This is a genomic window from Bathymodiolus thermophilus thioautotrophic gill symbiont (genome assembly GCF_003711265.1).
Classification (GTDB): Bacteria; Pseudomonadota; Gammaproteobacteria; order PS1; family Pseudothioglobaceae; genus Thiodubiliella.
Window position 1 is genome coordinate 935,831 of sequence record NZ_CP024634.1, and the last position, 22,983, is coordinate 958,813.

At 40.1% G+C, this 22,983-nt stretch carries 21 protein-coding genes and 1 pseudogene; 17 read left to right on the forward strand and 5 right to left on the reverse strand.

Annotation, left to right across the window (positions count from 1 at the left end):
- The 4 genes from MS2017_RS03425 (at window position 1) to MS2017_RS03440 (ending at window position 6,411) form a co-directional block, all read left to right on the forward strand.
- Window positions 1-1,698, forward strand: a complete 1,698-nt coding sequence (locus MS2017_RS03425) for a bifunctional protein-serine/threonine kinase/phosphatase (RefSeq protein WP_122951270.1) — start codon at window positions 1-3, stop codon at window positions 1,696-1,698.
- 8 nt (window positions 1,699-1,706) lie between these two features.
- Window positions 1,707-3,911 carry a molybdopterin oxidoreductase family protein gene (locus tag MS2017_RS03430; RefSeq protein WP_122951271.1) on the forward strand — a complete coding sequence of 735 codons (2,205 nt, stop codon included), beginning with the start codon at window positions 1,707-1,709 and terminating at the stop codon, window positions 3,909-3,911.
- Window positions 3,912-4,232: 321 nt separating this feature from the next.
- Complete coding sequence (locus MS2017_RS03435; protein WP_122951272.1) at window positions 4,233-6,083, forward strand: DmsC/YnfH family molybdoenzyme membrane anchor subunit; 1,851 nt, start codon at window positions 4,233-4,235, stop codon at window positions 6,081-6,083.
- 4 nt (window positions 6,084-6,087) lie between these two features.
- Window positions 6,088-6,411 (forward strand): TusE/DsrC/DsvC family sulfur relay protein, encoded by a 324-nt coding sequence (locus MS2017_RS03440; RefSeq protein ID WP_122951273.1) that lies wholly within the window; start codon window positions 6,088-6,090, stop codon window positions 6,409-6,411.
- On the opposite strand, the gene MS2017_RS03445 is transcribed toward MS2017_RS03440, so the two are convergent.
- The 3 genes from MS2017_RS03445 to MS2017_RS03455 are packed head-to-tail and all read right to left on the reverse strand — an operon-like array spanning window position 6,408 to window position 8,565.
- Window positions 6,408-7,445 carry a 4-phosphoerythronate dehydrogenase gene (locus MS2017_RS03445; RefSeq protein ID WP_122951274.1) on the reverse strand — a complete coding sequence of 346 codons (1,038 nt, stop codon included), beginning with the start codon at window positions 7,443-7,445 and terminating at the stop codon, window positions 6,408-6,410. The two genes, MS2017_RS03440 and MS2017_RS03445, sit on opposite strands and share 4 nt — an antisense overlap.
- A gap of 2 nt (window positions 7,446-7,447) precedes the next feature.
- The gene (gene ung, locus MS2017_RS03450) at window positions 7,448-8,101 is read right to left on the reverse strand and encodes a uracil-DNA glycosylase (RefSeq protein ID WP_122951275.1); all 654 of its coding nucleotides are present in this window, start codon (window positions 8,099-8,101) and stop codon (window positions 7,448-7,450) included.
- Complete coding sequence (locus MS2017_RS03455) at window positions 8,098-8,565, reverse strand: redoxin domain-containing protein (RefSeq protein ID WP_241156956.1); 468 nt, start codon at window positions 8,563-8,565, stop codon at window positions 8,098-8,100. Before MS2017_RS03455 ends, ung begins: the two co-directional genes overlap by 4 nt.
- A 294-nt stretch (window positions 8,566-8,859) precedes the next feature.
- Between MS2017_RS03455 and MS2017_RS03460 the strand changes: the two genes are divergently transcribed.
- The 9 genes from MS2017_RS03460 (at window position 8,860) to MS2017_RS03500 (ending at window position 14,927) form a co-directional block, all read left to right on the forward strand.
- Window positions 8,860-9,507 (forward strand): thiopurine S-methyltransferase, encoded by a 648-nt coding sequence (locus MS2017_RS03460; RefSeq protein WP_071564033.1) that lies wholly within the window; start codon window positions 8,860-8,862, stop codon window positions 9,505-9,507.
- Window positions 9,470-9,847: a cold-shock protein gene (locus MS2017_RS03465; RefSeq protein WP_241156957.1), complete on the forward strand. Its 378-nt coding sequence runs from the start codon at window positions 9,470-9,472 to the stop codon at window positions 9,845-9,847. The genes MS2017_RS03460 and MS2017_RS03465 overlap by 38 nt, the downstream gene beginning before the upstream one ends.
- 163 nt (window positions 9,848-10,010) lie before the next feature.
- Entirely contained in the window at window positions 10,011-10,616 is a 606-nt protein-coding gene (locus MS2017_RS03470; protein WP_071564034.1) for a transglycosylase SLT domain-containing protein, read from the forward strand.
- The gene (locus tag MS2017_RS03475; RefSeq protein WP_071564035.1) at window positions 10,616-10,912 is read left to right on the forward strand and encodes a Rieske (2Fe-2S) protein; all 297 of its coding nucleotides are present in this window, start codon (window positions 10,616-10,618) and stop codon (window positions 10,910-10,912) included. Before MS2017_RS03470 ends, MS2017_RS03475 begins: the two co-directional genes overlap by 1 nt.
- A 4-nt stretch (window positions 10,913-10,916) precedes the next feature.
- Window positions 10,917-11,981 carry an anthranilate phosphoribosyltransferase gene (locus MS2017_RS03480; RefSeq protein ID WP_071564036.1) on the forward strand — a complete coding sequence of 355 codons (1,065 nt, stop codon included), beginning with the start codon at window positions 10,917-10,919 and terminating at the stop codon, window positions 11,979-11,981.
- Window positions 11,982-12,010: 29 nt separating this feature from the next.
- Window positions 12,011-12,508, forward strand: coding sequence for a hypothetical protein (locus MS2017_RS03485; RefSeq protein ID WP_071564037.1), 498 nt, complete (start codon window positions 12,011-12,013; stop codon window positions 12,506-12,508).
- A 172-nt stretch (window positions 12,509-12,680) separates the two neighbouring features.
- Window positions 12,681-13,484: a hypothetical protein gene (locus MS2017_RS03490; protein ID WP_122951277.1), complete on the forward strand. Its 804-nt coding sequence runs from the start codon at window positions 12,681-12,683 to the stop codon at window positions 13,482-13,484.
- Window positions 13,481-14,383: a cyanophycin synthetase gene (locus tag MS2017_RS03495; protein ID WP_122951278.1), complete on the forward strand. Its 903-nt coding sequence runs from the start codon at window positions 13,481-13,483 to the stop codon at window positions 14,381-14,383. Before MS2017_RS03490 ends, MS2017_RS03495 begins: the two co-directional genes overlap by 4 nt.
- Window positions 14,370-14,927 carry a VTT domain-containing protein gene (locus MS2017_RS03500; RefSeq protein WP_122951279.1) on the forward strand — a complete coding sequence of 186 codons (558 nt, stop codon included), beginning with the start codon at window positions 14,370-14,372 and terminating at the stop codon, window positions 14,925-14,927. Before MS2017_RS03495 ends, MS2017_RS03500 begins: the two co-directional genes overlap by 14 nt.
- A gap of 45 nt (window positions 14,928-14,972) precedes the next feature.
- Here MS2017_RS03500 and MS2017_RS03505 read toward each other — a convergent pair.
- Window positions 14,973-15,491, reverse strand: a pseudogene (locus tag MS2017_RS03505) (NB-ARC domain-containing protein); the annotation flags it as partial.
- Between the two features lie 339 nt (window positions 15,492-15,830).
- On the opposite strand from MS2017_RS03505, the gene MS2017_RS03510 reads away from it, so the two are divergent.
- Together MS2017_RS03510 and MS2017_RS03515 are read left to right on the forward strand one after the other, a co-directional pair.
- On the forward strand, window positions 15,831-17,462 hold the full coding sequence (locus tag MS2017_RS03510; protein WP_071564040.1) for an acetolactate synthase large subunit: 1,632 nt from the start codon (window positions 15,831-15,833) through the stop codon (window positions 17,460-17,462).
- A 2-nt stretch (window positions 17,463-17,464) separates the two neighbouring features.
- Window positions 17,465-18,841, forward strand: coding sequence for an aldehyde dehydrogenase family protein (locus MS2017_RS03515; protein WP_122951281.1), 1,377 nt, complete (start codon window positions 17,465-17,467; stop codon window positions 18,839-18,841).
- Between the two features lie 398 nt (window positions 18,842-19,239).
- On the opposite strand, the gene msbA is transcribed toward MS2017_RS03515, so the two are convergent.
- A complete protein-coding gene (gene msbA / locus MS2017_RS03520) occupies window positions 19,240-20,958 on the reverse strand; it encodes a lipid A export permease/ATP-binding protein MsbA (RefSeq protein ID WP_122951282.1) in 1,719 nt (572 codons plus the stop codon).
- Window positions 20,959-21,047: 89 nt separating this feature from the next.
- Here msbA and MS2017_RS03525 point away from each other — a divergent pair, with 89 nt between their 5' ends.
- Both MS2017_RS03525 and MS2017_RS03530 read left to right on the forward strand, forming a co-directional pair.
- Window positions 21,048-22,688: a CTP synthase gene (locus tag MS2017_RS03525; RefSeq protein ID WP_071564042.1), complete on the forward strand. Its 1,641-nt coding sequence runs from the start codon at window positions 21,048-21,050 to the stop codon at window positions 22,686-22,688.
- 3 nt (window positions 22,689-22,691) lie between these two features.
- On the forward strand, window positions 22,692-22,982 hold the full coding sequence (locus MS2017_RS03530) for a hypothetical protein (protein WP_071564043.1): 291 nt from the start codon (window positions 22,692-22,694) through the stop codon (window positions 22,980-22,982).
- Window position 22,983: the final 1 nt, after the last annotated feature.

The window sequence follows — 22,983 nt, forward strand, 5'->3', positions numbered from 1 at the left end:
ATGAAACAGTTGAAAGTTACCGTTAATTCTCATTCTATCGCAGGCGTTAAATCTGAAAATCAAGATGCCTGCGCCTATCATACGCCAGACAATCAAGCCCTAGAATACAAAGGCATTGCCAGCGTTATGGCAGATGGTGTGAGTGCTTGCGATAGGGCATCTGAGGCAAGCAGTTGCTGTGTAAAAGGCTTTTTGAGTGATTATTATTCAACACCAGATTCTTGGAGTACAGAGCATGCAGCGGTTAAGGTCATTTCAGCGCTTAACAATTGGCTTTATTCGCAATCTATTCGTGCAGGCGAAGAATCTTCAATGTTGTCAACGCTCAGTGTTTTTATTGCCAAATCCAATACGGCGCATATTTTTCATGTGGGTGATTCTCGTATTTATCGTTATCGTAATGGCATATTAACGCAGTTAACCAAAGACCATGTGTTAAATGTTAATAAGAAAAAAACTTATCTCTCCAGAGCAATCGGCTTTGATTTAAGGGTCAGCGTGGACTATCAAACTTTTGATATGCAAGCACAAGATTTGTTCTTATTGACCACCGATGGTGTGCATGATGTGCTGAACAAAGAAACTTTGCAAGCGTGCTTAAAGCAACAATCCAGTTGCCAAGATTTGGTTAAAAAAGCCATGGAAGCCGGCTCTCAAGACAACATTTCAGCCATGATTTGCCAAGTGCAACAATTGCCTGAGAAGAATTTAGATGAAGCATTTGATGAACTAACCCAAAAACCCGTGCCACCTGATTTGAACAAAGGTATGAAAATTAACGGCTTTGAAGTAGCGTCGTTATTGGTGTCTAGTGCAAAAACTCAATTGTATTTGGCAAAAAATATTGCCACAGGGGAATGGGTTGCGCTAAAAACACCATCGGTTAATTTTGAAGATGACACCCAATATTTACAATACTTTATGTATGAACAGTGGGTTGGGCAGCGTATTCAAAGCCCAAATGTGGTTAAAATTCACAAATCCAATGCCCAAGATAAATTCCTTGCGTATGCAATGGAATACATTAAAGGCAAAACGCTCAGACAATGGATAGATGAAAATCCATCACCAGATATGGATGTGGTGTTGAGCATTGTCAAGCAAATTATTAGCGGTATTAGAGCATTTCACAGGCAAGAAATGCTGCACTGTGATTTAAAGCCAGAAAACATTATGATAGATGAGATTGGGCAAATCAAATTGATTGATTTTGGTTCTGCCAAAATTGCAGGTGTGGTGGAATTAATAAGCCCCATTAATACTAGAAATAATCAAGGCACACAAGGTTATACCGCACCTGAAACCATTTTACAAGATGAAGTATCGCAAGCATCCGACCAGTTTAGTTTGGGTGTGATTGTCTATGAAATGTTGGCAGGGTGTTTGCCTTATGAAGACAAATTAGACAAGAATTTAACGGATAAAAAAGTATCTAAATTGTTGTACAATTCCATTCTCAAATACGACCCCCATGTGCCGATTTGGGTGGATGGTGCAGTGCAAAAAGCCTGTTGCTTAAACAAAACAGAACGCTATGAAGTGTTGAGCGAATTTTTATATGATTTGTCACACCCTAATCAGGCGTTATTTAGCACAAAAGAAGTGCTTAAACCCGAAGTTGCGTCGAAAACCTATCGCTTGTTAATCGCTTTATCGTTTTCGTTCAATATTGTTTTATTGTTATTATTGGTTCGTTAGGAGAAAATATGTTATTTGGCAGAACACAAAAAAACCCAATTAAAATTACAGATAAAAAAGTTGTAGATTGGCAGTACGCCACCTGTGGTTATTGTTCCACAGGTTGTTCAATTGAAGTGGGCTTAAATGCTGATGGCAAAGCAGTTTCCTCGCGTGGCGCAGCGGGTGCGGATGTGAATCGTGGAAAATTGTGCCTTAAAGGCATTATGGAGCATGAATTATTTGATTCTGTTGGACGCGGAGATACACCGTTGATACGCCAGCATTGGCATCAGGATTTTGCACCAACTTCGTGGGATGAAGCTTTAGACACCACTGCAGAAAACATTAAAGCCATTCAGAAAAAATATGGACGCGATGCTTTTGCCATTATTTCCACTGGACAAATGTTCACAGAAGAGTTTTACACTTTGGGCAAACTCACCAGAGGATTAATTGGCACCAACAATTATGACGGCAACACCACTTTGTGTATGGCATCTGCGGTATCGGGCTACAAGCGTTCATTCGGTTCAGACGGGCCTCCGGGTTGTTATGAGGATTTTGAACATACAGATTGTTTAATTGCTTGGGGTTCAAACTTACCAGAACAACATCCGATTATCTATTGGCGTATGAAAGAAGCCCAAGAAAAACGCAAATTCCCCCTAATTGTAATTGACCCCCGTGTTACTATGTTGGCACAAAATGCCGATATTCATCTGCCAATTACACCGGGTACCGACATTGTTTTAATGAATGCCATGATGTATGTTATTTTTTCTGAAAACCTACACGATATCGACTATATCGCAGCAAATACCAATGATTTCGACAAACTTAAAGCCGAAACAGACAAATACGACCCAACAACAGCAAGCAAAATTTGCGGCATTGATGAGGACACCATTCGTGTCGTAGCACGCCTATTTGCCAAAGCAGGAGCAGCAATGCAGATTTGGACAATGGGTATTAACCAATCCACACACGGCTCAGATGGCGTGGTAGGCATTAATAACCTTGCACTGATTACTGGGAACATCGGCAAAAAAGGCGGCACCAGCCTATCAATTACCGGGCAGTGTAATGCGATGGGCACACGAGAATGGTCATCTTGCTCAGGCTTGCCTAATCATCGTTTGCTGGAAAATGAAAGCGACCGTGAAGAAATGGCAAAATTTTGGAATATTGAGGTAGATTTTTTGCCAAAAAAACGCGGTATGTTTCAAACCGATATTTATCGTGCCATTGAAACTGGCGAGATTAAAGGCATTTGGCTAATTGCCACCAACCCCTTATCCTCACTACCGAATACCGCCCGCATTCGCAAAGCCATGGAAAAACTTGAATTTTGTGCAGTGCAAGATTGCTACCTTGATTCCGAAAGCAATCAATATGCCAATGTTTTTTTACCCGCAGGCACTTGGGCAGAAAAATCAGGCGTTATGACCAATACCGAACGCCGTGTTAATTTAATCAAGCCCATTATGCAACCCCCCGGAGAATCCAAAGCCGACTTTTGGATTTTTAACGAAATGGCAAAACGCTTTAACCCACAAAACAAAGTGCATTTCCCTCAAACCACCGAAGAAACTTTTGAAGAAATGAAAGTACTATCCGTTGATCGTTTATGCGATATTAGCGGTATGAGTTATGCCAAAATTGAAAAAAATTGCGGTATCCAATGGCCCTACACACAAACACAAGTCGAAAACAACGAAGCACCACCCGCAGGCGGCAAACGCATTTACACCAAAACCGCCGAATTCCGCTACCCCGACGGCAAAGCAAAACTCATTCCCTTGCCCTATATCGAAAACAACGAAATACCCGATGAAAAATTCCCCATTTGGCTCAACACAGGCCGCTTAATCGAACATTGGCATGGTCGCAGTAAAACGGGCAAAGTGGCAAACAACAACAAATTCAGTCCCATCCCCTTTATCGAAATCAACCCCGATTTAGCCCTTGACCTAAACATCGAAAATGGCAACTATGTACGCCTAATTTCACGCCGCAGCGACGCCATCGTCATGGCAAAATTCACCCAACGAGTAAGCAAAAATATGGTCTTCCTCCCCTTCCACTTCCACGATTGCGCCAACCGCCTCACCCTCGGACTACTCGACCCCCACTCCCGCCAACCCGCCTACAAACAACAAGCCATCCGCATTGAAAAAATCGACGACCAAGCCGCCGCTGCGAAGTTGAGTATGGAAATGCGGAAGTTTTAGAATTATGGGGATCAAGTTAAACAACAACAAAAAAGTGGTTATGCAAATAATCAGTTTAAAACAACGCTTGAAAAAGTTTGATAAAAATATTCATAGCGGTGAAGTTATGAAAATTGATAAATTAGTGGGTAAAGAAAAAACATGATGCAAAAAATTAGATGGAACCTCAGAGAGGCATAAGTTTTGGTTTAATAGTAATCAAAAACATTGGATTCACCAATTTGAATAATTATCAAAAAAAGAAAAGCTTAAATTAAATCAAAATCGTGATAGAAAATATTTATTGTTACAAAAACTACAAAATAGTAAACAAGGAAAACTATGTTTAAAACAAGAAAAAACGAGCCCCAATACGCAAAACTTTGGGACAAGGAAACTAAGAATAATAATGTGTATGGTGACAGTATAGAAACGGTTACTAAGGATGATATTCGTCGAGAGGTTAGTTTGAATATTAATGGGGATGGTGAGATTGGGGATAATCCGAACCGTTATAAGCAGCATGGTTTTTATTTTAATGCGGATAATTGTATTGGTTGTCATGCGTGTGAGTCGGCGTGTAGTGAGAAAAATGATGTGCCGTCGCATTTGGCGTTTCGTTCGGTGGGGTTTGTGGAAGGGGGGTCATTTCCTAATTATCAGCGGTTAAATATTTCGATGGCGTGTAATCATTGTGATAATCCGGTTTGTTTAAAGGGGTGTCCGACACGGGCTTATACCAAATTTGCGGAATATGGGGCGGTGTTGCAGGACCCGGATATTTGTTTTGGTTGTGGGTATTGTACTTGGGTTTGTCCTTATAATGCGCCGCAACTTGATCCGGTTGAAGGGGTGGTTTCCAAGTGTAATATGTGCGTGGATAGATTGGAAGTGGGGTTAAAGCCGGCGTGTGTGGCGGCGTGTTTGGGTAATGCGTTGGATTTTGGTGTGATTGACAATGTGCCAGAAAATCGTGAGCAGGCAAAAACCAATATACCCGGTTTTCCCACGACAGATATTACCCATCCCAATATTCGTTTTCAGCAAACTAAAGACACACAGAGAGATATGACGCGTCCTGATGGGATGCCTATTAAATATCACAAAACTGATGAAGGTGAATTTCGATCTATGCTTGACAATAAGAAGCACAGTCATCAAAAGCATTGGGGGTTGGACAAATTGTTTGCTTCGCACGAAAATGCGCATGCGATTTTTACCATTTGTGCGCAAGCGGTGATGGGTGCGACTATGTGGGTGATGGCATTGGATTTGTTGGGGTTGGTTGAGCGTCCTAGTATTTTTGTATTAAGTGTGTTGTTGGTTTTGTTGGGGTATGGGTTGTTTACATTGAATATGCATCTTGGCAAGCCACAGTTTTTTTATCGTGGATTTTATAATCTTAGGCATTCGCCAGTGAGTCGAGAAATTGCGGGGGTGAGTTTGTTCTTTATGGGGTTAATGGCAATGCTTGTCGTGCAAATATTGTCATTGGATTTTCTGTTGCCAATGGCTTATGGAGTGGCATTTTTTGGGTTGGTGTTGGGTTCGTATTATATGATGAAATTGTATCTTATTCCTGCGCGTGCATTTTGGAATCATTGGCAAACGGGTACGGCGTTTTATGGCACTATGCTTAGTTTGGGCGGTTTGTTGTTTGCTGTACTGTTGTCGGTGTTTGGTGCTAATCCTAAGGTGTTGAGTTTTGTGGCTGTGGTGGCTGTAGTTGGCTTGGTGCTTGAAAGTATTGGACTGGTTGCGCACAAAAAGGCCAATCAAAAAACTGGCGAAGGGCAGGCGGCAGATTTTGAGCAGACCACGACTTTTGGCAAAACTGAGCGACTTCGTTATACATTGCTTGGGGTGAATGTGCTATTGATGTTTGCTTTGATGTTCAATCCAAATATTTGGTTATTAGGCATTGGTTTTCTGAGTGTTTTGACCTCAGTATATTTGGGTCGGATTTTGTTTTATGCAGTGGTTATTCCAACGACTATGCCGGGGGCATTTTTCTGGAAAAACGACCAGTTTAAAGCGCATGCAATTGAATCGGGATTATCGGATATGCCACAGATGGGTGTAATGCCACAGCGTCATCATAAATTTGATGTTAAGGCGTTAATGACTGTGATTAAGCAAACCACGCTTAAAGACGCATTCGCTCAAATCAAATCAATCGTTAACGGAGGCTAAGGGAATGGAAATAGAAGGCAAAGTAATTGAATTGGACAATGAAGGGTATTTAGTTGGGCAACGCAATGTGGCTATGGAGTTGGCAAAAAGGGAAAATTTAGAATTACATGATGAGCATTGGATGGTGCTGGATTTGATGCGTGATTTTTATAACGAAGAAGGGGTTATTCCTGATGTTCGTCATATTTTTAAGCAAATGAGTGTGGATTTGAATATCAACAAGAAAGAGGCTAAAGCCAAATTGTTTTCTTTGTTTCCTTATGGGTATGTGCAACAGGCCTGTAAGATTTCTGGCATGAGACGACCTAGGGGTTGGAGTACGGGTTAGACTATGGGTAGTTTGGTTTGGCTTTGGTAGTGATGCCATTCATAGCGAACGGGATAGTTGCGGCGGTAGGTTTCAAAATTGTTGAGGTTTTGAATGGCGTTTGTGTCTTGTTGGAAATCGTAGATTGTTGTTAGCGTGTCTTTTAAGTTGTCCTGATTGACGGACAGGGTGCCGGGGTTGATTAAATGTGTAATTTTTTCATCTTGTGTTACGCCTAAAAAATCACACAGCGCCTGATACACCATAAAACTGCCCATAAATTTAGCATCAACTGAATGTCCAGCGATGTGTGGCGTTGCCCAATATGCATTTTTTTGCAGTGTTTGGTTGATGTTGGGTTCGTTTTCCCAGCAGTCAATGACATTTTCGAGGGTGTGGGTTGTTTGCCAAATTTCTTCTTTGATAACCCCCCCTCGGGCGGCATTAAAAAGGATGGTGTTTTTGTTAATATGATGAAAATTATTTTCGTTTAACAGTTGGTAAGAAGGGTGCTTTCCCGTCAATGAAAGGGGTGTGTGGAATGACACTATATCGGCGCTTAACGCATGGTTTAAATCCACAAAATGAGGCAAGTTTTCTGTGTCTTGTCGTAGCGGGTCATTTAGACGAGTTTTAATGCCTAATAATTCGGCTTTAGCGGCAAGTCTTGAGCCAACATTGCCCACACCGATAATGCCTAAGGTTTTTGTGCGATAATCAAAACCGTGTTTGTCTGCTAAATTAACAATGGCGCTAATAACAAATTCTGCCACTGCCATGGCGTTACAACCTTGGGCGGAAAAAAATGTAATATTGTGGTCTTGTAGATATTGCTGGTCAATGTGGTCTAATCCAGCCACTGTTGAGCCTACAAATTTAACGCACGAACCTGCCAGCAATTTTTCGTCAACACGGGTGCGAGAACGCACAATAAGCACCTCGGCATTTTTGACAGAATCGGCGTCAATATCACGCCCAGCCATAGCGGTAATATTGCCAAAATCACCAAATATTTTTTCGTATGCATAACACGCATCGTCTATTATTAATTTCATTTTTACCAGCTTATTGTTTTTTGATTGTGCATTTTAAGGTATTCGTTGGTTTTAGAAAAATGTTTGCAACCAAAAAAACCTTTGTGCGCTGAGAAGGGAGAAGGGTGAGCGGCACTTAAAACCAAGTGTTTGTCATGGTCAATCAGTGCTGCTTTTTGTTGGGCATACGCACCCCATAATAAAAATACCACCTGTTGTTTTTGGGCGCTGATAATGTCAATAACCCCATCGGTAAAGTCCACCCAGCCTGATTTTGCATGTGCACTGGGGGTGTTTTTTTCTACGGTTAAAACGCTATTAAGTAACAACACGCCTTGTGTTGCCCAGCGTTCAAGATTGCCACTGGCATTCGGCCCAATATTAAGGTCCAATGCCAATTCTTTGTAAATATTTTTTAGAGAAGGGGGTGTTGCTACACCATTAGGCACAGAAAAACTTAAGCCATGTGCTTGCCCATCGCCATGGTAAGGGTCTTGTCCCAAAATCACGACTTTAACCTTGTCAAATGGCGTTAATTCAAAGGCTTTAAACCAATTACTAGAGTGGGGGAAGATGATTTTATGGGCTTGTTTTTGTTGTTGTAGAAAAGTTTTTAGGCTTTGTGCCGATTCGTTTGCCAATAAAGTGGCAATTTGAGGGTGCCATTTTTTAATCATAAGCCAACCCACCAAAGTCGAATTTTATAGCCAAGCGTTGTTACATAGCCAACTTCAACAAACTGAATGTGACCTTTGGGGTTGATGAAAAAACTACTGGGCGTGGCACGCACACCGAATAATTTAGCCAAAGAGCCAGAATTGTCATTAATAATATTATCGAGACGCATATTGTGTTCATTGGCATACTTTATCAACTCGGCATTTGTGCCTGATTGCATGGCAATATTAAGCACTTTGTAATCTTTACTAAGTGCCTGAATATTGTCATTTTCAAGTGCACAAATACCACACCAAGTTGCCCAAAAATGTATTAGTAGCGCTTGATTGGACAAAGGTTTGCTATTGATAGTATCGCCACTTAGGGTTTTGGAAGTAAAACTTGGCGCCACCCCAGTAGTTAAATTTTGTTGTTGCCACGCACGAACCACAAAAACAGCTAAAATAACCATTATAAATTGCATGAGAGTTTTACGAGAAGGTCTTTTAATATTCATATTGCATATTATAAAGAGACCTTTGTGTAAGTATGGATGATTAGCAAAAATCAATTTCTACCCTAGAGGATTGCTGTGTAGTTAATCTAATTGGCGATTTTTTCAAACCCCTACGGCTGGGGTTTACCCTTTTTAGGAGGGCTATCGGGTATTTCTAGAAAAATTTCCAAATGAGTGAAAAGTGGATTTTGATGATTATTCATATTTATACAAAGGTTTCTATCAAAAAACAAAAGATAACGACTATAAAGGAGAATAACAATGATAGATTGGATACAGCGCTGGGAAAACGGAGAGACAGGTTGGCACAGGGAGGTAACGAATGACAAGTTAGTGGAATTTATTGACAGTTTGAAATTGCAGGCAGGCGGAATGGTATTTGTGCCCTTGTGTGGCAAGAGTTACGATATGATATATTTATTAAAACAAGGGTATAAAGTGATTGCTGTGGAGATGAGTGCTTTGGCAATTGAGGCTTTTTTCCACGAAAATGCGATTGCATATACTGTGCAAAAGGCTGAGAAATTCAGTGTTTATAATGCCGATAATATCCGTATTTTTTGTGGCGATTACTTTGATCTTGATGCGGATCATTTAAGCAAGGTTGAGGCTGTATATGATAGAGGGTCGTTAATTGCATTGCCTGCGGATTTAAGGGTAAAATATGCCCAACATTCGCACACTATAATACCAAGTGGTTGCCGAGTGTTATTGTTGACGCTACATTATCCGCAATCACAGATAGATGGACCTCCTTTTTCGGTAAGTGAAGCGGAAGTGGGTTCACTTTTTGAGGGATTTGAGTGTCAACAATTGCAGTGTTTTAACGATATCAAAAATGAACCTAAGTTTCAAAAAGCAGGCGTTAGTTTTGTTGAGAAAGCAACTTATTGTTTGCATAAAAAATAAAAAAGGAATAAAAGGAAAAATGGAAAAAAAAATAAAAGGTAAGGTTACTCAGTTTGGCACTAAAGGCTATGGATTTATTGCAGGTGATAATGGTAATCAATATTTTGTGCATCAGAAAAATGTTTTTAATCAGTCTCGTTTAAAAGTAGGCACGCGTGTCGTTTTTAATGCTGAGAATTCTGAAAAAGGTTGGGTGGCAATGCATGTTACTTTGGAAAAAAATGCCAAAACCCCTAAAACTGAATCTAAGTCTAAGTCATTATCGGATGGCACAGTAAAAGTTATGTTTGCCATTTTATTTATTGCTCAAATTGCAGTTATTTATAAGGTATTTAGTTAAGGGCATTTCCAGAAGCCCCAATACAATTTATGAAAAGTATAAAACAGTACCTTTTTCATCCAAAAATTCATCAAATAGCGGGCTATTCTCCTCATTTTTGGCTAAAAAATGCACTATTTTCTAATTCCCCTAAATCGCACTGGGGTTTTTGGAGATGTCCTTAATGAAGAAATTGCTATTTGTTGTTTTACTCCCCTTGATACTTTCTGGGTGTTTTTCAACACCTGCGATAACAGTGAACAACATTTGCCACTTGCTAGATGAAGAAGTTAGTTGGTATCAGGCAGCAAAAGCCAGTGAGAAAAAATATGGCGTACCTATGTATGTGCAATTAGCGATTATGTACCAAGAGTCGAATTTTAAGTCAGACGCACAACCGCCCAGAAGTAGATTATTTGGCTTTGTGCCATGGACTAGACCAACCAGCGCTTATGGTTTTGCACAAGCAGTAGATGCAACTTGGGAATGGTATCAACAAAGTACGGGTAATGCTGATGCTGATCGTGGTGATTTTGCAGATTCTATAGATTTTATGGGCTGGTATATAAATAAGTCTAATAAACTCTCTGGTATTTCTAAAACAAATGCTTATCATCAGTATCTTGCTTATCATGAAGGTCATGGTGGCTTTAATCGTAAAACGCATAACCGCAAACCTTGGCTTAAGCGGGTTGCCAAAAAAGTAGCCAGTAATGCCAGACGATATAAGCGACAATTAACGCTGTGCTCTGCACAATTGGATAAAAATAGCACTTGGAGCTTCTTCTAATGTGGGTAAAAGCACTGGATTCTGCACCCAAAGAAGGTACCATGCTCAAGGCAACGGTCAAGGGTAACAAAGTGTTTATCACGCTGAATAATGGCCTATTGTATGCAGCGGATAATCGTTGCCCCCATGAGGACATTGAATTAACACTAGGTTGTTTAAAGGGCAATCGAATCAAATGTTCGCTACATGGGTTCAGTTTTGATTTAACCACGGGAGACAGTTCGCAAGTGGATGTTGATGATTTGCGTGTTTATCCCGTCAAACAAGAAAATAATAAAATTTATATTAATATTTAAAACAATGAAAACTTCTCAAACATTAATGCATTCAATCATTCAGCGCATAGCAACAGGGCCTGATTTAAGTAAAAATATTGACCTCGAAGAGGCCAAAGCAGGCATGCAAGGCATATTGCGTGGCGAAATTGACGATGTGCAATCGGCTATCTTTTTGATTGCTTTGCGAATGAAACGAGAAACCATGGATGAGAATGAAGGCATTTTAGCAGCCATTCTTGCAGAGAGCGACAGGCAACAAGTTGAAGTTGATGAGTTGGTGGATTTGGGCGACCCTTATAGTGGTTATAATCGCTCTATTCCCGTGTCGTCATTTTTACCACCATTGTTGGCTGATCTTGGATTGCCAACGGTTATTCATGGGTTGGACAGTGTATCACCCAAGTTTGGGCTAACACATCGTCACATTAATGCCGCTTTGGGCTTGGATGTTAACCATTCAACTGCACAAGCAAAAACTCGATTAGAAACCCCTTCAATTGGCTGGAGTTATATTGACCAAGCCAGTTATTGCCGAGGTTTGCATGACTTAGTACCATTGCGTGGCAGACTGATTAAGCGCACTGTGATTAACACTGTGGAAACGCTGATTGCACCGTTGCGTGGCAAGACAACACACTCGATTTTGGGCTATGTACACAAACCTTATCCACCGATTTATGCACATTTGGTGAATGCCAGCGGTATGGACAGTGCATTGTTGGTGCGTGGCGTTGAAGGTGGGGTTATTCCTTCACTTCGGCAAAAGGGTTTAATGATTTCTTACCAAGGTTCAACTGAGCAAGGCAGGGTGGATATCGACCCTAAATCGCTCGGTATTGAGCAAACATTGCGTGCCATTGCATTCCCTGAGGGGTTAAGTGTTGAAAATGACCTTGAAAAATTGGCGCAACATACCGTTGACTTGGGTAAGGCGGCACTTGCAGGTGAAAAAGGGTTGTTTTATGATGGCTTGGTTTTGGCGGCAAGTTTGGTTTTATGGCATACTAAAAAAGCCACTTCATTGGCTTTAGCGGCTGAAATGACAAGAGCAACTTTGGATGCTGGCACAGCGTTAAAGCGTTTATAAATATATTTCAAATTAAAAGCAAAAAAAATATGAATAACACAATCAGAATCACAGTTAGTTGGATAATTGCCCTATGGACATCAAATGTTTTTCTCACCTCATTGTTTTATAAATTTGATGAAACTGCCTTAGAGCCACAACATATTTTTAGCACTATCGGCACTTGGATAGGGGAGACTTTACATGTTACATTGGGTGCACTGTTCACTGAATATGGTGCGATTTTTATTGGTTTAGCAGAGTTAGCAACTGCTTCGGTATTACTTGCTCCAATTGTTTTATGGAAACACAGAGCAAAACTTCACTGCATTGGTGGATTGATGGCGTCAGTGGTAATGGCGGGTGCAATATTTTTTCATTTATTCACGCCATTGGGTTGGAAGCCAACTTGGTCGGTGGATGATGAAGCGGCTTGTCAAGCGGTATTTTCTAATCCCGGTTTATGCACGGATACGCTATTGGCAAATGCAGCGTTGTCTATTCTTATTTTAGGTATTGTTTTATTATTCATTAATAGAAAATCTTAATACTGAATGCTGATGCAGAAAAATCTATCAAAAACAATTGATATTTTAAACCTCAAGTTTTGAAAAAATCTGAAAATTTTATCAATCATCAAAGTGTTAAAACATTAAAAGAAAAACCCAATTTGAGCACAGTGTCTCAATCTTGGAATTTCATAAATGTTAGGAGAAGCGCTTGACAGTTAAATTAATTTTTTACTATATTCTCTGGTCAATACGCCTTGGTATTCCGCCGTGGTATTATTTTCAGATTAATGCTGAGTGGTATAACAAAGAAAAAGGTTTTTATTCTAAAATTGATATGGACAAGCACATTCCTTTGCAATGGCGCTTGCAACAATGTTATTTTGATAAAAATCATTTGCCCGCTGAGTTCCCTGTGTTTTTAAAGCCAGAATGGGGGCAAAATTCCAACGGCATCGTCAGGATTGACACAAAAGCGGCATTTTTAAATATTAAGATAAAAAGCAAAATCTCCTACATTGTCCAGCAAGCGGCATCCGAAACGCAAGAATATGAAATTTTCTACATTCGGGATGTTGACAATCTGCAACAACTTGCAGTGCTAACCATTACCCAGTCGATTAACCAATCGGATGAGCGTTATCCTATTAATAACATTTACAATTCCAATGTTATGTATCAAGACTGTAGTGATACTTTTAGTCAAAATGAACTTAAAAAAATCACCTCACATCTGCAAGCATTGCCCAATTTTCGCATTGCCAGAGTAGGGCTTAGGGTTAATTCTAGAGCTGATTTATTGGCAGGGTTGTTTCATATTATTGAAGTTAATTTGTTCGCCCCTTTTCCTATAAATTTATTGGACAATAAACTGTCTAAAAAAGCCAAGCATCGGTTTATTAAAAACAGTATGCATCATCTGGTTAAAGCAAGTGGCTCTATACCCAAACAACATTTTAATCGCTTTGTGTTTTTTAAGAAAATCATCAAGCATTACCAATCAAAAGTTAAATGACAAAACCTTGGCTACATCGATTTTTATCACGATTTTTTCTCTCAGGTTGTAGTGATTACAATCCACTTGAAGTGCGTCGTGCCTGCCGTTCTAAATCACAAGCACGAACAGCTTTTGCGCAAAATAATCTGCCGTATGCACAAGGCAGCACCTTTGTTAATCCAATCAGCGCTCTAAAGTTTGCCAAAAAACACGCCTTCCCCTTGGTGGTTAAACCCAATGTTGGCGGCTTTTCCAGAGGTGCGTATTTCCCCATTAACAACAACACCGCATTGTTAAAAGCCAGTATTGGCGTTAAAAAATGGTGGCCAGTGAGCATTATTGAGCAATATTTATTGGGTAAAAATTATCGTGTGGTTATGACCAAACTTGGTGTAATGTCTATTCTTAGGCGCTACCCTCCTTTTGTTATTGGCAACAGCACGAGCGATATAAGTCAACTGATTGATGACGAAAATTTAATTAGAAAACAGATGGATTTATTACCGATTGTCCATCCTATTCCTAAAAATTCAGCCATTAAACGACACTTAAAGCAACAAAAAATGTGCCTTTCTAGTGTGCCTGTGGCGGGGCAAAAAGTGTATTTGCATCACAAAATAGCGCTGAAATTAGGTTCTAGCGTTGAAATTATTGATAAAAAAGTCTTAACCAGGCAAAACAAACAGGATTTGGAAAAAATACTCACTTTTTTTGATGCCAATATTCTCGGCATTGATGTGATTTGTGAGCAAGGCATTGAGGTTGATTTTAATGCGCAAGCCTGTATTTTTTTAGAACTTAATTCACGCCCCTTTCTAAAAATGCACGACAAGCCCAGATATGGGGAGCAAGAAGATTTGTCTGATTTTTACCAACAATTAAATAAAATAAAGGTTACTGATAATGAAAAATACTAACAAAAAATATCTGTTTTATGGGTTTATTGCGCTCAATATAGCCGTCGTTGCTTACCTATATTTGATAGATTATAAAATTGATCCCGAGATGATTAAGGCTGTTTTAACTGAGCAACATTTTTTAATTGCCTATATTGGTTATATTTTAATTCTGATTATCAGAGGATTAACGCTGTTACCCGGTACCGTATTCTTATTGGCAGGCATTTACCTTTTTTCTTTCATTCAAGTGTTTTTTGCTATTCAAATCGCAATTATCAGCTATTGCCTGATAATTTATCATTTTTCCCATAAACTTAATTTCAAAGTGCCAGAAAAAATACTTCAATTTGAACAAAAAATCAAAAGTAAAGAAATCCCCATTATTTTTTCCCTATGCTTTATTCCAGGCGTTTCAATCAATGTGCTAATCTACTTTCTTTCTATTATCAATATCAAACTCAAAAATATCCTCATTGGTGTCATTGCTGGCACCTCCATCACCTCAGCAATCTACATTTCCATTGTTACTGGTGTGTATAAAGCAACAAGTAGCGTTGTTTAATGTTATTTTCTTTGAAAATGGCGTAAGCCATCATTATTGACACCTTTATTTTCTTTCATTCGAAGTGCGTTCAATTTTATTTCCCTTAAAACGCTCAAACAATGCCTTGTGGGCGCTTAATGAAAACTCATCTTCTCTAACAGGATAATCACTTACCCATTGCAATAACATACCTAAGTTTTTATTTTGCGCTTCTGCAGTTTTGTATTTATGAGGCTCCCAAGGCCGAGCTTTGCAATTACTTGTACAAGTATCGACACCGGGGTTTAAGAAAATCATTTTTGTCGCAATACTTTCTAGCAAATCAAGCAAATCTGAATAACAACCTTCAATAACCCAACTCTTATTTTTTTTCACAAATGCATTAATGAGCCTAGCACTTTCCTTCAAAGGCTTACGCTCAGGTATTTTTGTATCCAACCACGCCAATTCATCAAGATCCAAGTGTGGAAGATCGTGCTTATCAGCATAGTTTTTAGCCAAAGTGGTTTTGCCTGAACCAGCATTGCCAAATATTAAGATTCGTTGAGTATTGTTATTGCGCATAATGCTTGATTTTACCTGTGTGGTTTTTGTAGAATTTGGTTTGTATCTGTTGGCAGCATAATGAAGTAGCTTATTGGAGAGAGAAGTCCAGGGTGTTTTGCGTTAAGATATTTTTTTTGACTGGGTAAAGCATTATTAATAAACCTTTTTTTTTGCTACAATGTATAAATTAATAGAGTATTTAAATGCACTTTAAGGTTTGAGTTGCCTTTAGAATAACGATTGTAAATAATATAACTATACTGACAATGTGTTTGAATACTTTGTGTATTATTGGTTGTTTATTGCACGGTTTTAAAAGATGGAAAATCGCTATTGGCGAGGCATCGTATCTATAAATTTAGGGGAATATAAAAAATGAAAGCATCTGATTTATTTGTAAAAGCATTGGAAAACGAAGGCGTGGCGTATATTTTCGGTATTCCTGGTGAGGAGAATTTGGATTTATTGGATTCTTTGAGGTCGTCATCCATTCGCTTTATTCTTACTCGTCATGAGCAAGGGGCGGCTTTTATGGCGGCGACTTATGGGCGTTTAACGGGTAAGGCGGGGGTGTGTTTAGCGACGCTTGGGCCGGGGGCGACCAATTTGGTCACTTGTGCGGCATATGCGCAACTTGGGGCTTTTCCGATGTTGATGATTACAGGGCAAAAGCCGATTCATTCTAGCAAACAGGGGCGGTTTCAGATTATTGATGTGGTGCGGATGATGGAGCCATTGACCAAATCTAGTCGGCAAATTGTGAATGGCGGTATGATTCCACCAATGGTGCGGGATGCGTTTCGTTTGGCAGAGGAGGAAAGGCCGGGGGCAGTGCATTTGGAATTGCCCGAAGATGTGGCTGCTGAAGAGGTGAAAGAGTGGCGTTTGTTTCCTGTGAATGAAATTCGTCGTCCTGATGCGGACAAGCAGGCGATAGAAATTGCGGTGGAAATGATTAAAAAGGCTAAAAATCCGTTGGTTTTAATTGGTGCTGGTGCCAATCGGAAAAAATTGTTTAAACCCATGCAAGATTTTATTGATAAAACTTGTATTCCTTTTTTTAACACACAAATGGGCAAAGGCGTGGTAAGTTGCAAAAGCCCTTTGTTCCTTGGTACGGCGGCATTGTCAGAGGGTGATGTGTTGCACAGAGCGGTTAAAATGGCAGATTTGATTATTAACATTGGGCATGATGTGGTGGAAAAACCGCCGTTTTTTATGCGTGAAGGTGGTACTCAGGTTATTCATGTTAATTTTAATTCAGCGCAAGTGGATGAGGTCTATTTTCCACAATTAGAGATTATTGGCGATATCCAAACGACTGTTAATAGACTGGCTGAGGCGCTGGATTCTGTCTTAACAAATTGCTCGTTAGAATTGTTGAATTTTAAAAACAGCATCAAAGAAGTTATTCATGAACAAGATAATAACAATGCCTATCCACTGTTGCCACAAAGAATTGTTGCTGATGTTCGTCGTGCCTTGACTGAGGATGCTATTATTGCCTTAGACAATGGTATGTATAAACTCTGGTTTGCACGCCATTATCATACTTATATGCCCAATACGGTATTGCTGGATAATGCTTTGGCAACAATGGGTGCAGGTTTGCCGAGTGCAATGGCTTGCGCGTTGTTATATCCTCAGCGACAAGTGATGGCGATTTGTGGTGATGGTGGGTTTATGATGAATTCGCAAGAAATGGAAACGGCGGTGCGACTTAAATTGAATTTGGTGGTCTTGATTATAACCGACAGTGCTTATGGCATGATTCGCTGGAAACAAGAAGGGCAAGGGTTTGCAGATTTTGGTTTGACATATAACAATCCTGATTTTGTTAAATATGCTCACAGTTATGGTGCACAAGGACACAAAGTACAAAGTACCGATGAATTTAAGCCGTTAATTGAATCTTGCTTTGCCCAAGGTGGGGTGCATATTATTGATGTGCCAATTGATTATCAAGAGAATGATAAATTATTGCCCAAACAATTACAAAAGGTATAAAAATGACAATGATAACCGTTAAACAGGCTTACACTGGCGCAGTTCTTGCTGAGTTAAAAATGCATGACAGTGCGCAGGTGGAGCAAATGTTATCCAACGCACAAAAGCGACATCAAGCAGGACGCTTGTCTGAAACTCAGCGTATTGAAATTTTACAAAAATTAGCCGATTTGGTTGAATCTGAGCATGAGGATTTTTCTCACCTAATTGCTAATGAAGGCGGCAAACCTATTCGTGATGCCAGGGTGGAAGTAACCCGTGCTATTAGTGGTATTCGTATTGCCATTAGAGAATTGGACAATATAACGGGTGAAGAAATTCCAATGGATTACACCCCAGCAGGTGCAGGGCATAAGGCACATACAATCCTTGAGCCAATTGGTGTGGTGGTGGCAGTTAGTGCGTTCAATCATCCGTTAAACTTAGCGATACATCAAGTTATTCCTGCAATTGCCACGGGTTGCCCTGTGATTATTAAGCCCGCCAGTTTGACGCCATTATGCACATTGAGATTAGCGGAATTGATTCAGCAAGCAGGTTTGCCAGTAGGCTGGGTGCAAGTGGCGTTATTGAGCAATGAAAATGCAGAAAAATTGGTTACCGATTCTCGTGTGGCATTTTTTAGCTTCATTGGCTCTGCTAAAGTTGGCTGGCATCTTAAGTCAAAACTTGCTTACGGCACTCGTTGTGCCTTAGAACACGGCGGTGTTGCGCCGTTAATTTTTGATGAATATGCAGATGAAGAAGGTTTTGTGAATGGCGTGGTTAAAGCCAGTATGTATCATTCTGGGCAAGTTTGTGTTTCGGTGCAGCGAGTTTATGTGCCTGAGAAGCGTGCGCAAGATTTGGCAGAAAAAATTGCCACTATTGCAGCAAAGCAAGTGGTCGGCGATGCAATTAACGAAAATACCGATTTAGGCCCCCTTATCTCACCGCAAGCAACTGATAGAATTGAGGCTTGGGTCAATGAGGCTATTGCCTCGGGCGCACAGTTAATGACTGGTGGAAAGCGTATTAATGCAGTGAGTTACGCACCAACTGTGTTGTTAAATCCTGCTAAAGATGCCAAGGTTTCTACTCAAGAAGTCTTTGCACCTGTGGTTTGTATTTATGGCTATAAAACGCTAGAAGAGGCTGTTGAGTGGGCAAACAGTTTGGATGTTTCTTTTCAATCCTCAGTGTTTAGTGACAATGCAGAAACGGCAATGACAATAGCAAAAAAATTACAAGCTTCTGCGGTCATGATTAATGATTACACTACTTTTAGGGTTGATTGGATGCCGTTTGCTGGGAGAAAGCATTCGGGTTATGGGATTGGCGGGATTGGCTATAGTATGCGTGATATGCTTGAGCATAAAATGATAGTGACGAAAAGGTGATATTTTTTTATACCAAGTGTTTGTAGTTATACCATTTTCAAAAATAAACTAAACAATATAGTGCCTATAATCGCCCAAGTATTGGCAGTAAAAATACCCATGCTACTTATTGATAGCACGGGTATTTTTACTGCCAATACTTGGGATGAGGATGGGTGCTAGATTGTTTAGTTTATTTTTGAAAATGGTATTAAGTGGGCGTTAAAAAAGGTTGCAAACCTTTCTCTACTTGAGGGCACCTCCAAAAACCTCAATACTATTTATGAAAAGTATAAAATAGCACTTTTTTCATCCAAAAATTCATCAAATAGCGGGCTATTCTCCTCATTGTTGGCTAAAAAATGCACTCTTTTCTAATTCCCCTAAATCGCACTGGGGTTTCTGGAAGCGTCCTTGAGTTAGTCGAATTGATATTTGTATAATGAGGCGTATTCGCCATTGGCATCAAGTAAGTCTTGGTGCGTGCCTTGCTCGACAATTTTCCCTTGGTGAAGGACCACAATCTTATCTGCTTTTTGTACCGTGCTAAGGCGGTGTGCAATGATGATAGTGGTGCGGTTTTTTTGCATTTTATCGATGGCAGTTTGCACTTGTTTTTCGGTGGCAGAATCTAGTGCTGAGGTGGCTTCATCAAGGATTAAAATTGGACTGTCTTTGGCGATTGCTCTGGCAATGGCTAATCGTTGCCGTTGTCCACCAGAGAGTTTAACGCCATCTTCGCCAATTTCAGCGTCAAACTGAGCGCCTAACGCCTGTATAAATTCATAAGCGTTGGCAACTTTGGCGGCATTTTCAATTTTTTCATTGCTCATGGTGTTGGTCTGACCAAGGGCGATATTGCCCTTTACACTGTCATTAAATAGGCGCACATGCTGATCAACAAAGGCGATTTGCGCACGCAATGAACTAAGGTCAAAATGATTGATGTCGGCGCCATCAATGGTGATAGAGCCTGAGTTTGGCGAATAAAATTTTGCCAATAATTGAATAATGGTGGTTTTTCCACTGCCTGTAGAGCCAACAATGGCAACGGTATCACCGGCTTTAATGTCTAAATTAATATTATTTAGAACGAGATTATCCTCTGCATACCCAAAACAAACTTGTTTAAATTGAATGGCACCTTTAGCGTTATTAAGTTGTTTTTTCCCTGTGTTTTCTTCTAATTTTTCATCCATCAGCCCAAACACACTTTCGCCAGCTGCCATGGCAGTTTGCAAGGGTTTGTTAATATTAATCAAACTTTTTGCAGGTTTGATTAGCATGCCCATTGCGGTGAAATAAGACAAAAAATCGCCTGCACTCATTTTTAGATAAATGGCAGAAAAATACACCACGCCACTCAGAGACAAACCAATTAAAGTATTGACAAATGCTACATTGAGAGCGCCAGTCATATCTACTTTAAAGCGTTGTTGACGAATGTTTTTAATTAAATTGCCAAACTTATTGCTTTCTTGATGTTGTGCATTATAAATTTTAATCAACGAATTGCCAGAAATGTTTTCATCAAGCAAGTGCGTCATATTGCCCATTGATTGTTGCACCTGTTTGCTGGCGTTGCGCATACGATTGGAGGATAATTTAACAGCCAAAAACATCAAGGGAAAAAACACAATCAAACTCAAACTAAGCGCCCAACTTTTATAAAACAAATAACCAATGAGAATCACCACAAACACGAAAGATTTAACAAAACTCAGCCACATTGTGGAAGCCGCACTGGCAATTTGCTCAACATCATAGGTTAATTTAGAAAGAATTTTTCCGGTTGGATGCTGGTCAAAATAAGCCTTTGGTAATTTGATTAACTTAGCGAACATATCGCTACGCAAATCCATAATTACTTTGTTAGAAACCCACGAACTGGTCGCCGTGGAAGTGAGTGAAAACAAAGAGCTTAGTATAATAATTACCAACAATAAGCCCGCATAAAATATAGCAGTTTGTTGATTGCGATCACCAATAAAGAGGTCGTCAATAATGCGTCCCGTTACTTCGGGAATTGAACTTTCTAAAGCCGTCGCTAATATTATTGTCAGCGAGGTAAAGACAAGTTTGATGATGTGTGGCTTTAGATAAAAAAACAGCCTTGAAATAAAGTTTTTGTAGCCCATTGGATGGATTTTACCTGTCGGTTGCAACGAAATAGTTAAAAAATTACAAAATTAAGGTATCATTACTTTTTCAACTTTGTTAGTTTTCAATGGCAACAAAATACATATTTATCACTGGTGGCGTGGTTTCTTCCTTGGGCAAGGGCATCGCTTCCGCTTCTTTGGCGACACTCCTTGAATCTCGTGGTTTAAAAGTAACCCTGCTGAAACTTGACCCTTATATCAATGTTGACCCCGGCACAATGAGCCCGTTTCAACATGGTGAAGTTTTTGTGACCAACGATGGGGCGGAAACGGATTTGGATTTAGGGCATTATGAGCGTTTTGTGCGCTTGCAATTGGGTAAGAGAAATAATTTTACCGCAGGGCGTGTATATCAGCGTGTGATTGAGCGGGAACGGCGGGGTGATTATCTTGGTGCAACGGTGCAAATTGTGCCGCATATTACCAATGAAATTAAAGAATTGACACAAGCTGGGGCAGTTGGAGCAGATGTTGCTTTGGTTGAGATTGGTGGCACGGCAGGTGATATTGAATCTTTGCCATTTTTAGAAGCCATTCGGCAGTTGGGGCTTGAACTGGGTCGTGAAAACACTTTATTTATACACCTAACTTTATTGCCCTATATCAAAGTTGCAGGCGAACTCAAAACTAAGCCAACTCAGCACTCTGTGAAAGAATTGCGTGGCATTGGCATTCAGCCTGATATTCTTATTTGCCGTTCTGAACATGAATTACCTGATGAAGAACGCGCTAAGATTGCTTTATTTACCAATGTAGCCTCAGATTCCGTGTTCACTTCGCTGGATGTGGATACCATTTATAAAGTGCCAAGGGCGTTGCACGATCAAGGTTTGGATGATGTTGTGGTGAAGAAATTGTCACTTGATTGTAAGCCGACTGATTTAAGCGAATGGGATACAGTGGTTGAGCGACTGAATGCACCCACTGCAAGTGTTGATATTGCCATGGTAGGTAAATATATGGATTTAACCGAGGCATACAAGTCGTTATCAGAGGCTTTATTGCACGCCAGCATCAATACCCAAATTAAAGTTAATATTCATTATTTTGACTCTGAAGACATTGAAAAAACAGGCGCAAATTGCCTAAGTAATATGAGTGCAATTTTGGTACCCGGTGGTTTTGGCAATCGTGGTGTTGAAGGCAAAATTGCCACAGTAACTTATGCGCGTGAAAACAACATTCCTTATTTGGGCATTTGTTTAGGCATGCAAGTTGCCGTGATTGAATATGCACGCAATGTGGCAAATATGGAGGGTGCTAATAGCACTGAGTTTGATTCTTCTGCACCTTATCCAGTGGTGGGCTTGATTACTGAATGGCAGGATGAAGAGGGCAATAAGCAGAGGCGTGATGAAGATTCAGATTTAGGCGGGACAATGCGTTTAGGTGGGCAGGAATGCGCTTTGTCTGCCAACTCTAAAGCCAGAGAAATTTATGGCAAAGAGGTGATTACCGAACGCCATCGCCATCGTTATGAGGTTAACAATACTTTGATTGAGCCATTGGCAGCAGCAGGTATGCGGATTTCTGGTCGTTCAATTGATGGTTCTTTGGTGGAAATGGTGGAAATTATCGACCATCCGTGGTTTGTGGCTTGTCAATTCCACCCAGAATTTACTTCTTCGCCACGAGACGGGCATCCGTTGTTTGAGAGTTTTGTTAAGGCTGCTTTAGAAGTGCGTAATCTTATTTTATCTTCGTGAATTTTGACGCCATTTGACGAGAAAAAAATTAAATCTTTGATACTCGGCAATCAATCATTGCTTATTAAATGCTGTCAACACAGTGGTAATATTGATGAGTCTTCTATTCGCATTATCCTGCTTTCAAGTGTTGAAACTATGCAAAGATTTCAATTAAAGATTGGCGTATTTTTCCGTGAAGTGCTCACAGGTTGTGCCTGTAGCGATGACCCGCTACAAGCGATAATGTATGAAAATGGATATTGTGAATTGCACGCTGAACTCAACAAAACAACAGCACTTATTTCTTTTTGAG

Bases quoted from the DNA above. Each gene is read 5' to 3' on its own strand.
- MS2017_RS03425 (WP_122951270.1), top strand. From the start codon at position 1: ATGAAACAGTTGAAAGTTACCGTTAATTCTCATTCTATCGCAGGCGTT.
- MS2017_RS03475 (WP_071564035.1), top strand. From the start codon at position 10,616: ATGTGGGTAAAAGCACTGGATTCTGCACCCAAAGAAGGTACCATGCTC.
- MS2017_RS03440 (WP_122951273.1), top strand. From the start codon at position 6,088: ATGGAAATAGAAGGCAAAGTAATTGAATTGGACAATGAAGGGTATTTA.
- MS2017_RS03460 (WP_071564033.1), top strand. From the start codon at position 8,860: ATGATAGATTGGATACAGCGCTGGGAAAACGGAGAGACAGGTTGGCAC.
- msbA (WP_122951282.1), bottom strand. From the start codon at position 20,958: ATGGGCTACAAAAACTTTATTTCAAGGCTGTTTTTTTATCTAAAGCCA.
- MS2017_RS03480 (WP_071564036.1), top strand. From the start codon at position 10,917: ATGAAAACTTCTCAAACATTAATGCATTCAATCATTCAGCGCATAGCA.
- ung (WP_122951275.1), bottom strand. From the start codon at position 8,101: ATGATTAAAAAATGGCACCCTCAAATTGCCACTTTATTGGCAAACGAA.
- MS2017_RS03445 (WP_122951274.1), bottom strand. From the start codon at position 7,445: ATGAAATTAATAATAGACGATGCGTGTTATGCATACGAAAAAATATTT.
- MS2017_RS03435 (WP_122951272.1), top strand. From the start codon at position 4,233: ATGTTTAAAACAAGAAAAAACGAGCCCCAATACGCAAAACTTTGGGAC.
- MS2017_RS03470 (WP_071564034.1), top strand. From the start codon at position 10,011: ATGAAGAAATTGCTATTTGTTGTTTTACTCCCCTTGATACTTTCTGGG.
- MS2017_RS03485 (WP_071564037.1), top strand. From the start codon at position 12,011: ATGAATAACACAATCAGAATCACAGTTAGTTGGATAATTGCCCTATGG.
- MS2017_RS03455 (WP_241156956.1), bottom strand. From the start codon at position 8,565: ATGCAATTTATAATGGTTATTTTAGCTGTTTTTGTGGTTCGTGCGTGG.
- MS2017_RS03515 (WP_122951281.1), top strand. From the start codon at position 17,465: ATGACAATGATAACCGTTAAACAGGCTTACACTGGCGCAGTTCTTGCT.
- MS2017_RS03510 (WP_071564040.1), top strand. From the start codon at position 15,831: ATGAAAGCATCTGATTTATTTGTAAAAGCATTGGAAAACGAAGGCGTG.
- MS2017_RS03500 (WP_122951279.1), top strand. From the start codon at position 14,370: ATGAAAAATACTAACAAAAAATATCTGTTTTATGGGTTTATTGCGCTC.
- MS2017_RS03525 (WP_071564042.1), top strand. From the start codon at position 21,048: ATGGCAACAAAATACATATTTATCACTGGTGGCGTGGTTTCTTCCTTG.
- MS2017_RS03495 (WP_122951278.1), top strand. From the start codon at position 13,481: ATGACAAAACCTTGGCTACATCGATTTTTATCACGATTTTTTCTCTCA.
- MS2017_RS03430 (WP_122951271.1), top strand. From the start codon at position 1,707: ATGTTATTTGGCAGAACACAAAAAAACCCAATTAAAATTACAGATAAA.